This window comes from Sphingomonas sp. R-74633 (assembly GCF_013416555.1).
Classification (GTDB): domain Bacteria; phylum Pseudomonadota; class Alphaproteobacteria; order Sphingomonadales; family Sphingomonadaceae; genus Sphingomonas.
Genome location: NZ_JACCFG010000002.1, coordinates 465,588 through 477,150 on the forward strand (window position 1 = coordinate 465,588; position 11,563 = coordinate 477,150).

Annotated in this window: 6 protein-coding genes; 5 read left to right on the forward strand and 1 reads right to left on the reverse strand. The window is 64.8% G+C overall.

All coding sequences use genetic code 11. From position 1 onward, the window contains the following. Positions 1-149 precede the first annotated feature (149 nt). From HZY97_RS08350 to HZY97_RS08360, 3 genes are all read left to right on the forward strand, one after another. Positions 150-2,825, forward strand: a complete 2,676-nt coding sequence (locus HZY97_RS08350) for a TonB-dependent receptor (protein WP_180142485.1) — start codon at positions 150-152, stop codon at positions 2,823-2,825. Between the two features lie 191 nt (positions 2,826-3,016). Beyond that, positions 3,017-4,162, forward strand: a complete 1,146-nt coding sequence (locus tag HZY97_RS08355) for an exo-alpha-sialidase (protein ID WP_180142487.1) — start codon at positions 3,017-3,019, stop codon at positions 4,160-4,162. 84 nt (positions 4,163-4,246) lie between these two features. Next, positions 4,247-4,822 carry a hypothetical protein gene (locus HZY97_RS08360; protein WP_180142489.1) on the forward strand — a complete coding sequence of 192 codons (576 nt, stop codon included), beginning with the start codon at positions 4,247-4,249 and terminating at the stop codon, positions 4,820-4,822. A gap of 39 nt (positions 4,823-4,861) precedes the next feature. Here HZY97_RS08360 and HZY97_RS08365 read toward each other — a convergent pair whose 3' ends face one another. Then, the gene (locus tag HZY97_RS08365) at positions 4,862-6,283 is read right to left on the reverse strand and encodes a radical SAM protein (protein ID WP_180142491.1); all 1,422 of its coding nucleotides are present in this window, start codon (positions 6,281-6,283) and stop codon (positions 4,862-4,864) included. 329 nt (positions 6,284-6,612) lie between these two features. On the opposite strand from HZY97_RS08365, the gene HZY97_RS08370 reads away from it, so the two are divergent. Together HZY97_RS08370 and HZY97_RS08375 are read left to right on the forward strand one after the other, a co-directional pair. After that, the gene (locus HZY97_RS08370) at positions 6,613-9,792 is read left to right on the forward strand and encodes a TonB-dependent receptor (RefSeq protein WP_180142493.1); all 3,180 of its coding nucleotides are present in this window, start codon (positions 6,613-6,615) and stop codon (positions 9,790-9,792) included. Positions 9,793-9,808: 16 nt separating this feature from the next. Next, positions 9,809-11,401 (forward strand): alkaline phosphatase, encoded by a 1,593-nt coding sequence (locus HZY97_RS08375; RefSeq protein WP_180142495.1) that lies wholly within the window; start codon positions 9,809-9,811, stop codon positions 11,399-11,401. Positions 11,402-11,563 lie beyond the last annotated feature (162 nt).

The following is an 11,563-nucleotide window of genomic DNA, read 5'->3' on the forward strand; positions in this document are numbered from 1 at the left end:
CTGACAAAAGGCAAGATATTGTCAGGCCAATTTTAGTATGATAATTCGGATAGATAAGCCCCGAGTGCGCAAACTCGGACGATATGGGAGGGGATAACATGGTTCGGCGAAATTCTGGTTTGTTGATTGGCGCGTCTGCGCTCGCACTGATGGCGATGCCGGGCGTGGCGGCCGCGCAGGAAACGGCAGTCCCGCAGGTTGACGATACCACTGAGCAGGAGATCGTCGTCCAGGGCTATCGCGCCAGCCTCGCGACCGCGGACGCCATCAAGAAGGATTCCGACGACATCGTCGATTCGCTGGTCGCGGAGGATATCGGCAAGCTCCCCGATTCCACCGGCGCCGAATCGCTCGCGCGCATCACCGGCGTGCAGGTCGACCGCCTGAACGGCGAAGCAGGCGGCGTCCGCCTGCGCGGCCTGCCCAACATCACCACCACCTATAATGGCCGCGAGATCTTCACGGCCGAAGGCCGCAACGTGGCTTTGCAGGATTTCCCGGCAGCCTCGGTGTCGCGCTTCGACGTGTACAAGACCGCGGGCGCCAACATGGTCGAAGCCGGCATCGCCGGTGAGATCGACGTGAAGTCGCACAAGCCGTTCGATTTCAAGGGAACGCGTATCGTCGGCGGCGTCACCGGGCTGCACTGGCGCCAGTCGCAGGAGTTCGGCGTCGATGCCAATCTGCTGATCAGCAACCGGTGGAATACCGGCATCGGCGAGATGGGCCTGCTGATCGAGGGCAGCTACACCGACAACAAGTTCGTCGACTCCTATCGCGACGACAACACCGCGATCTTCCGTCACGCCGCGAACGTCGTCGTCAACGGCCAGCCGAACTATCCCAACGTCCGCTATCCGCAGCGCGTCTCGTTCCAGTATCCGAGCTCCGATCGGTTCCGGCCCTCGGCGGCGGCGTCGTTCCAGTGGCGCCCGAGCCAGAATTTCGAATTCTACGCTGACTTCCTGTTCCAGGGCTTCCGCGCGGCGGGCGAGTCGAGCGCGCTGCATTTCGACACGGGTAGCAATGCGCCTTTGTACGACGTCACTCTGTGCCCCAACAGCACCGATCTGGTCTGCCAGATGACGATGCGCGGCGCGGGTAACGGCATCACCGGCTACCAGGTCGCCCAATGGAACAAGACCGACACCTATCAGGGGGGCAGCGGGTTCATCTGGAAGGTGCCCGGCGGTGGCCGGATCACCGGCGATGTCGCGAAGACCGATTCGCGCAACTGGAACCGCAACATGCAGTTCAACATCTTCACGAACTCGCTGGGCACGCGCGTCTTCAATTTCGACGACCAGTCGGGCGGCGGCGGCGCGTCGGCCTATGTGACCGACATCGATCTCTCCAATCCCGCCTCGTGGCGCATGCTGAACTTCGCGGAGAATGGCGCCAACAACCACGGCACCAGCTTCCAGGCGCGCCTCGACGCCGATCTCCCCATCAAACTGGCGATCTTCGACCGGCTCCAGGCGGGCGTCCGTTACAGCAATCGCGACGCCGATTCGTACAATGACCCCGCGGAGAACCGCACGCCGGTGCTCGGCGCGACCGACCCGCGGATCCAGTATGTGAACCTGCCGCTCGACTTCAACATGTCGATGATCGGCTTCCGCGGCGATCCGACGGTGCACCCGCGGACCTGGATCACGCCGACCCGGCAGAGCATCATCCACAATGCCGACTATCTGCGCATGCTGGTCGGCCAGCCGGCGGGCTATCCGAAGATGGACTGGGTCTATAGCGCCGGCGAGAAATCCTATGCGGCCTATATCCAGACGCACTATAAATTCCCGCTCGGGACGATGGAAGTCGATGGCCAGATCGGCCTTCGCGCCGTTCGCACCACCAACGACGTCCTCGGCACGCTGAAGATCGGCAGCGGCGCCGGGCAGCCCTATTCGAAGGACAATAATTACCTCGACCTGCTGCCCAACGTCAGCGCCCGCCTGAAGCTGTCGCGCACCCTGCAGGCGCGCCTGTCCTTCACCAAGACGCGCACGCGGCCCGACTTCGGCTCGCTGAACCCGACGCTGACCGTCAATGCCACGCTGGCTTGCGACAACAGCGTCACGCCGCCGGTGTGCAACTACCGCACGGCGAGCGGCGGCAATCCGGACCTCCAGCCGATTCAGTCGACGAACTATGACGCCTCGCTCGAATATTATTTCTCGCGCTCGGGCTCGGCGACGGTTCAGATCTTCCGTCGCGACGTCACCGGCTTCATCAACAATGCGACCGTGTTCATGACCGACCCGGATCTGGGGCCGCTGCGCGTCGACCGGCCCGAGAACGGGCAGAAGGGCTATATCCAGGGCGTCGAGGCGGGCTTCCGCACCTTCTTCAAGCTGCCGTCGCTGCCACAATGGGTGCAGAATTTCGGCATCCTCGCGAACTTCACCTATCTCGACCATGGTTCGGAGCTGTCGCCGAGCGCAGCCGCAACCCTGCCGGGCGTCCAGCCGCTCAGCGGCGTGTCCAACTATCTGGCGAATGCGCAGATCTTCTACGACAGCAAGCCGCTCTCGCTGCGCCTCTCCTACAATTGGCGCTCGAAGTTCCAGACCTACGGCGTTGTGACCGACCCCGCGGTGACCACCCAGCTCACCCTGCCGACCGTCGAGAAGGACGAGCCGACGGTGGACTTCTCGGGTTCGCTCAATCCAACGGACAATGTGTCGCTGAACGTCTCGATCGCGAACTTGCTCGGCTCCAAGCAGCGCACCACCCGCGCGTTCAATGCCAAGGGCGATACCTACCCCGTGTCCACGCGCTATCTCGAGACAGTCTACCGGGTGGGCGTCCGCTTCCGTTTCTGACCTAACCGAAAACCGGCTCCCCGTCGGTTATCTGGCGCCGCACGCGGCTCGCTTCGTGCGGCGCCCTTTTCGACCAGTCCTGTCCCCCTCCCGATCCGATCGGGAGGGCTCGTCGCACGCGTCTTCTGATCAGGGCGGCGGAGTCCCGCGCCGGTCGCCTGATACGGACAAGCGGGAATAGGAGAGAGACAATGATCAGGCGAACCAAGACTAAACGGACCTACAAGCACGCGCTCAGCCGCGCCGCGCTCCTGGCCACGCTGGCCGTGATGGGCACCACCAGCGTCGCGCAAGCCCAGACGCTGCTCACCAGCGATGCCCGCTATCCGCGCGTCCGCCTGCTCCCCAGCGGCGAACTCATCGCCTCGGTGCTGTCCTTCCCCGGCGACGACAATATCAAGATCTTCTCGAGCACCAATTCGGGTGCCAGCTTCACCCAGGTCGGCACGATCAACGACCCGGAATTCCAGACGCTCAAGTCGAGCAGCCCCAACCTTTTCCGCGTGCCGCAGGCCGTCGGTTCGCTGGCGGCAGGCACGCTGATCCTCGGCATCGTGGTCGATACCCAGAAGACCGTCACGAGCCGCGCCAAGATCAAGATCTACAAGAGCACCGACGATGGCCGGAACTGGAGCTTCGTCTCGGTGGCGGTGTCGTCCGCCAACAGCCAGGGCCTGTGGGAGCCGGATTTCTCGATGGGCACCGACGGTGCGCTCGTCATGCACTATGCCGACGAGAGCAGCTCGTGCTGCAGCCAGAAGCTGGTGCGCCGGCGGACCTATGACGGGGTCAACTGGATCGACCAGACCAACGACGTCGCCCTTATGAGCGATTTCAACCTGCGGCCCGGCATGCCGGTGGTGTCCAACCTCGCCGACGGCACGCGGCTGATGACCTATGAGGTTTGCGGCCAGGCCGCGCCGCTCAACTGCGCGACCTATTACAAGACCTCAACCGATGGCTGGAACTATGGCAGCACCAGCACCATCGGCACGCGCATAACGGATTCGCTGGGCCGTTTCTTCTCGAACACGCCCGTAAACAAGGTGCTCCCCGATGGCAGCATCCTTTGGATCGGCCAGTATATGCGCGTCGCCGACGGCAGCCCGTCGGGGCTCAACGGCACTGTAATGTTCAAGAGTGCGAGCGGCAGCCCGAACGGCCCCTGGGCAACGCTCGCGGCGCCGGTGACGCTGGCCAACCCCGTCACCAATGGCTGTGAGGGCTTCTCGCCGGGCCTGCAATGGGTCGCGTCCGGAGCGACTATCGTAGAGCTGCAGACGCGCCTCGAGGGCGGTGTCTGCAAGGTCTATTTCGGGAGCGGGCCGGCCAACTAGGCGGCATCGAGTGGCGGTCCCTGGCCACGCAGCACGTGCGGCGCGGCCAGGGGCCAACCCCTTGCAACATCGGAGCGCTAGGCCGTGAACACAGCAAATAGTCGGCGCTGGGCACTGGGCACCGCGCTTCTCGTTTCCGGTGCGCTACTGACAGGCTGGCTGGTGCTTCCCTCCGGGCGCTCGCCGAGCGAGGCCGGCGTGGTGAGGCTCGCGGACCGCGCGGGCGCGCCCGCCGCCTCGCCATCCGAAGCGCCACGCCCGACTGGAGCAGAGGCAACCCGCGCGCCGCCAAGCCCGCAGCGCAACTCGGAGCTGGCCGACGACAGCCAGTATCTCGTGGTGCGCGAGCCGCGGGACAGCGGCTGGGCCGATCGAAGCGAGGCAGCGCTTCTCGCCTTCATGCGCACCATCCCCGCGATCGATCGCCGCGCGCTCGTGGCCAAGTGTTCCACCAGCATGTGCGAAGTCTCCGGTCTGGCGGACGAAGACCCCGCGACGGGTTCGATGGGCCCCACATGGGCGGCAATGGAACGGGAAACCGCGGCCGAAGCGCTCGGCAGGCAAGGCCTCGAGCGCACCGCGACGACCCTGGGGACCGGCAGGGTTCGGGAGGCATTCGCGATCTACTATCGACGCATCGCTTCCCCAAATGCGCAATAGCGGCCGGCGCACAGCCGGTTACTGGCCGGAAAGCGCCTGTCAGCAGTGGCCGGGAAGAAAATCGACTAGGTTGCCGATAAAGGCGCGCGGGTCTGTCAGGCGCGGGTCGGCCATCGCCTCCAGAAAGCGGCCATGCTCCGGATGCTCGGGCAGGAACACCGCCTTGCGCGTATAGTCCAGCTGCGAGAACGTGCCCCAATTGGTGATCCGGCCGAAATAGACGCCGTCGGCGCCGACCTTCTCTGCAAGGGTGATCATCTCGCCCATCTCGTGATAATTCTCGACCTGCGCGACAAAGCCCAGGTGAAAGGCGTCGATCAGCCCTTGCCGGCGAAGCTCGCCTGCGAATGCCAGGTTTCGCTCCATGACTTCCCAGCGGGCGCCGCGACGAAGCGTCTCGTGCGTGGCGGCCGAGGCGCCGTCGAGGCTGATCGACAGCAACTCCACACGACCGTGCAGCGCGGGGAAGCGCTCCCATTCGCGCGGCGTGAACAGCATGCCGTTGGTCATGACGTGGAACTTGAGCTCGGGATATTCCTCGACCGTCAGCCGCTCCATCATCCGGCGGAAATTCTTGCTCGCAAAAGGGTCGCCCGAGCCGGTGACGGTGACGCGCCGCGTGTCCTTCAGCATCGGCAGGATGACCCGCTCCTGCAGCGCATCATATTGCATGCGCGTCGCCTCATCGGCCGCATATTTGCTGGTGCGGCAGCTCGGGCAGCTCAGATTGCAGGTCTTGTCATAGGCAAGATTGACCTCCTCCGGCCCTCGCTCGACCCGGGTTTCACCTGCCTCAACGATCCGCCGCCATCCGCTCGATCGGGCGGCAAGGTCCGCCGCCGGCGGCAGGCTGTTCGACTGGATCGCCGGGCAAGCCATCTTGTCGCAGTAGCGGTAGCTCCCGTCGTGCATGCTGGCGCGGATCGCCTCGGCCGATTCCGAATTCCAGACATCGCGCCAGTCGGCGGCCTCGTGAAGATTGCCGATGCTCGGCTTGAGGAAGCTCGCGCAGCACAGGTGGCTGCTCGTCTCGAGCACTTCCAGCCGCTCGAACGGCACCGGGCAGATCTTGCCCTTGAGCTGGTATTTGGGGTTCTCGGGCTCGGCCAGGCCCTGGATGAAGAAGGTGACACCCGTGACAAGCGGCGACTGCGGGTTGACCGCGAGGAGCGGCATCATGAACCCGATCGCCTCGTCCAGCTTGCCGGAATGCGCGGCGCTGAGCGCCAGAACGATGATCGCAGCCTGAACCATGGCCGGATCGCGCCTGGCATAGAATTGCAGGGCTGCCTCGGCCTGGCGGGGAAGCTTCGGGACCGCAGCAAGGAATTGGGGGAAGGCCTCCCAAAGCTCCGGGCGGTCCATGTCCTCCAGCAGGTCCTGCGCGATCACCGCAAAGATCTCGATGGCCTTGTCCGTCTCCGGATCGGTGCGGGGAGCGATGTCGGTGATCGCGTTCATGATGTTCCCTGATTGCTTTCGCTGGTCGTGGGGCCGGACATGACGAGCAACTCATAATCTCATCATGCGAGGCGGCTGCTTGCCAGCCGCGAATGCGGATATTTGGGCCGACAGAAGCTCTTCCGGCGGCCCTTTACCCCATTATAGGCCAGCCCCCCGCGACAGGGGCTTGCTGGCGCGCGCTAATTGCGTCGGCAACCGGATTCCGATGATCACCGAAGGGCACCGGCCTCCCAGGAAAAATTCGACCGTAATGGCGGAAACGCGGTTCCCGCGGCTCTCAGGCGGCAGCGCATGTGCGCTGAGACGGGAAGCATGGGGGCATTACAATGAAGTTGGATCGTTCGGTTCTGTTTTGTGGTTCGGCAATCGCCGCAATTGCGATCGCCCTGCCCGCATTCGCGCAGGACCGGGGAAGCCCATCGCCCACCCAGGCCAGCGAGCGCGCAATCGGCGAAGGCACGATTGCCGGCACCGTTGCGACGGAAGCCGGCGGCAACCTGCTTCGCAATGCCGACATCTCCATCGATGCGGTCGACAAGCACTATTCCGTCGTGAGCGGTGAAGACGGCTCCTATGAAGTGAAGAACGTGCCGGCCGGCCCGGTCACGGTCACGGTCAGCTTTGTCGGCTATGTCTCGCAGACGCAGGACGCCGTGATTGCGCCCGGCGGGAGCGTGCAGCTGGATTTCAACCTCGCCCAAACCGGCCGCAACGGCCAGGCGGCGCGCGAGAACGAGATCGTCGTCAACGGCGAGCGCGAAGGTCAGGCCAGCTCGATCCAGGCGCAGCGCCGTGAAATGCAGATCGCCGACATCATTTCGACCGAGGCCTATGGCGATGTCGCCGGCGGTAACCCGGCGGAGATGATCAAGTACATGCCGGGCGTCGATGTCGATGGCACCAACGGCACCTCGATCTACGCGTCGCTCCGCGGCCTTCCCGGCGAGTTCACCCGCACCCAGCTCAACGGCATGGACGTGATCTCCGCCAACGCCAACTCGCCCACCGGCTATGCCAATTCGGCCGCCGCCGCGCGCGTGTTCAGCTATGAGGCGATCGGCATCTCGGCGATCGATTCGATCGTGCTCTACAAGACGGTCGGCGCCGACCAGAACGCCGACGCACCCGCGGGCATCGTCGATCTGCGCACCAAGCACGCCTATAATCGCAAGAAGCCGGTCCTCACGTTCTCACTGAGCGCGTTCACGTCGGACGACATGCTCGACAAATATAAGCATACCGGCCCGAAGTCCGACGGCTGGGGCTCCAAGCGCTTCCTGCCGAATGGCAGCCTGTTCTTCGCCGACAGCTTCTTCGACCACCGCTTGGGAGTGATGTTCTCGCTGGGCTTCAACGACCAGTATCTCGGCTACGAGCAGAACACGATGAGCCGCAGCTATGCGCCGACGGCCAAGAGCCCGTCGCCGCTGGCCTATTCCGCCTATGAAACCGCCGCCAACCCGCGCGAGACCACGCGCCGCACCGGCTCGCTCCAGCTCGATTTCAAGGCGAACGACAAGCTGAGCTTCGGTTTCCTCTCGATCCTCTATCGCGGTGACGTCTACCAGAACACCACCGGCGACGTGACCTACACCACCGGCGCGCGCAGCGGCGTGACCGGCGACCCGCTGAGCAACTTCACCACCACCACCGGCGCCAAGATGACGGTCAGCGGTGGCGGCCAGTACAAGATCAACAACGGCAACATCCTGGCGCCGAGCTTCGAATGGAAGAGCGGCAATTTCCACCTGGACGGCAGCTTCGCCTATTCGGACAGCCACAGCTATTACAACACGCTGCACCGCCAGCAGGTGGGCACCGCACCAACGCTGACGCTGTCGGGCACGCCGCAGTTCAACATGACCAAGAACAGCCCGGGCCTGATGGGCACCGACTGGACCGTCACCCAGACCGCCGGCCTCGACTGGTCGAACCCGGCCAACTACACGATCAGTGCCCCGCAGATCCGCACCAGCGGCGGGCAGGATGCGTTCATCTATGAGAAATCGGGCCAGATGAACGCCCGCTATGAGGGGCATCTCGGCAATGTGCCGCTGACGCTGCAGTCGGGCTTCAAGATCAGCAACGTCAATTACCGCTTCGGCGACGACACCTTCCTCGACAGCATCTACAACTATGTCGGCCCGATGACGAACGCCCAATTCATCCAGGCCTTTGTCAGCCCCTATCAGCGCACGGTGTTCGACCAGTCGGGCTCATACCATTATTCGCTTAACGGCTCGAGCTACATCCCGACTTTCGACACCCACAAACTCTATCTCGACTTCACCAACAACCCGAGCAATTGGGCCAAGGCAGTGCCGACCGCGGCCAATTATGCGGCCGCCGCCTATAACAACACCACGCGGTTCCAGGAGAACATCAAGTCGCTATACGGCATGGCGACCGCGGAGCTCGCGCCGCGCCTGAAGTTCCGCGCCGGCCTGCGTGCCGAATGGACCAGCAACACCTCGTTCGGCTACACCCAGATGCCTGCGGCGGATCTCAAGACGCATCTCGATCCGGCCACCGGCAAGGCCTGCGCGGTCGCCGCGACCGGCGTCGCCACCACCATCCCCTGCATCGACATCCAGTACGGCACCAACGGGATCCAGAAGACCACGGGCCGCTATTTCAACCTGTTCCCCTCGGCGTCGATCAAATGGACCTTCGGCGAGAGCAACGACATCGACGCGGGCTACAGCCACACCATCCTGCGCCCCGGCCTGAACGCGACCGCGGGCAATGCCAGCTATGATCCGCTCGGCGGCGATCTCGGCACCGGCCTGATCACCATCCCCAATCCGGGCCTGTCGCCGGCGACGTCGGACAATTTCTCGGCGCGCTACTCGCGCTATTTCAAGAGCGTCGGCCTGTTCAACGTCGGCGTCTATTACAACCGGATCAAGGGCCTGGCGGTCGCCCAGTCTGACCTGACTGCCGACGAAGCGGGCTCCGCCGCAGCGCAGGCGCTGGCACAGCTCGGCATCGACGATCCGACAGGCATCTATTTCACCACCTACAAGCAGGTCAGCCTGGTCACCATCAAGGGCATCGAGGCGAGCTTCCAGCACAGCTTCAGCTGGCTGCCTTCGCCGCTAAACGGCCTGTCGGTGCGCGGCGCCTTCATGCACAACGAGCCCAACACGCATGGCGACGACCCGCTGCTGCGCCTCGGCAACAATATCGGTTCGGCCGCGGTCATGTATGAGAAGGGGCCGGTGCGCTTCTACGTCAACCTGCTGTGGAACGACGACAAGCTGCGTTCGACCACGCCGAGCTGGTTCCAGGCGCGCACCGATGTGAGCCTCAACCTGCGCGTCAAGGTCACGAAGAACTTCGAGCTGTTCGGCACCATGTCGAACGCGCTCAACAAGCCCTACAACGTCGTCGTCCCGGGGGTTGCGCCGGGCACGCAGACGGCGGACCCGAACCTGGCCAATCACACGGCGATCGAGAACTGGTTCGGTCGCTCGGGCACCATCGGCATCCGCGGCCGCTTCTGATCCCGGGAGAGACCGCATGACGCTCGTGCTCGATCGCCGCAAGCTGCTCGCCGGTGCCGGCAGCCTCGCTTTGTTTAGCGGGCTTGCCCCGGTGTCCTGGGCGGCGCCGAAGTTCAGTCGCTACCCCTTCTCGCTGGGGGTCGCCGCAGGCGATCCCTGGCCCGACGGGTTCGTGATCTGGACGCGGCTGGCACCCGAGCCGCTGGCCGAACATGGCGGCATGCCGATGGCCGCGGTGCCGGTGCGCTGGGAAGTCGCCGAGGATGCGCGGTTTGCGCGCATCGTCCAGTCGGGTGCGGCAGTCGCCCGCCCCGAGCTTGGCCATTCGGTGCATGTCGAGCTCGGCGGGCTCAAGCCGGCTCGACCCTATTGGTATCGTTTCCTGGTCGAGGGCGCCGAGGCGAGCCCGGTCGGCACGGCGCGGACGGCGCCGGCCGCCGGCGCGACGGTCGATCGCCTGCGCCTCGCGGTCGCCGGCTGCCAGGCCTATCCGCAGGGCTGGTACGAAGCGTGGCGCCATATCAGCCAGGAGCCCGATCTCGATGCGGTCTTCCACTATGGCGACTATATCTACGAAAGCGCGATGCACCCGGCGACGAAGAACATGCTGATCCGCGATGCGGGCGGCAGCATCGTCTCGCGCGATCATTTCGGCGACGAGATCTACAGCGTCGACGATTATCGGCGGCGGTACGCCCAATATAAGAGCGATCCCGATCTCCAGGCAGCGCACGCCGCCGCCGCCTTCGTCATGTCGTTCGACGACCACGAGGTCGACAATAACTGGGCGAGCAGATTCGATCAGGACGGCACCCCGCCCGAGGCGTTCCTGCTGCGCCGTTTCGCCGCGATGCAGGCCTGGTACGAGAATGTGCCGGTGCGCCGCGCCCAGATGCCCGGGCCGGGCGGGATCACCATGTACCGCCGGCTCGACTTTGGCGGGCTGCTGCGCATGCATGTGCTGGACACGCGCAGCTACCGCGACGACCAGCCCTGCGAGAAGCCGGGCGAGACGGCCTGCCGCACCACCAGCGGACCCGAGACGACGATCATGGGCAAGGCGCAGGAGGCCTGGCTCGACCAGGGCTTCGCCAGCAAGGCGCGCTGGAACCTGGTCGCGCAGCAGGTCTTCGTCATGCCGCTCTACGTCACGGCCGCCGACGGCACCCGCCAGCTGCGGCCCGGCCCGGACAATTGGAGCGGCTATCCGGCGGCGCGAGCCCGGCTCGTCCGCTCGATCGCGCGCCACAAGCTGAGCAATGTCGTGATCGCCACCGGCGACGCGCATATCCATGCGGTCGGCACGGTGCCGATGCGCGACGATGCGCCGGACGGCCCGGCCGCTGCGGTCGAGTTCCTCGCCACCTCGATCACCTCGGGTGGTGACGGCACCCCCGGCGAAACGCCGCGCCACAAGACGCTGCGGGCAGCGAGCCCCAATGTCGCGCTGCTCAACGACCAGCGCGGCTACCAGCTGTTCGACATCACTGCGAAGGAATGGCGGACGGATGTGAAGGTGATGGACCAGGTTCAGGCGCCGGGTGGAGCAATCAGCAGCCTGGCCCGCTTCGCAGTCGAACCCAACCGGCCGATGCTGCATCGTCTCTAACCACGTCGATCGCCCGAGGCGCTGAGCGACCAAAGGCGGCAAATCCACGAACCAGCCTGCACCAGGAGGCCGCCTTTCCAAGGCGGTCCCCTGGCAGCGCCGCTCCCCGATATACCCAAGCCGCCACCCGGCCGAACGTCCGTTCGTCGGGAAATCCACCGA

Bases quoted from the DNA above. Each gene is read 5' to 3' on its own strand.
- HZY97_RS08370 (WP_180142493.1), top strand. From the start codon at position 6,613: ATGAAGTTGGATCGTTCGGTTCTGTTTTGTGGTTCGGCAATCGCCGCA.
- HZY97_RS08365 (WP_180142491.1), bottom strand. From the start codon at position 6,283: ATGAACGCGATCACCGACATCGCTCCCCGCACCGATCCGGAGACGGAC.
- HZY97_RS08350 (WP_180142485.1), top strand. From the start codon at position 150: ATGGCGATGCCGGGCGTGGCGGCCGCGCAGGAAACGGCAGTCCCGCAG.
- HZY97_RS08355 (WP_180142487.1), top strand. From the start codon at position 3,017: ATGATCAGGCGAACCAAGACTAAACGGACCTACAAGCACGCGCTCAGC.
- HZY97_RS08375 (WP_180142495.1), top strand. From the start codon at position 9,809: ATGACGCTCGTGCTCGATCGCCGCAAGCTGCTCGCCGGTGCCGGCAGC.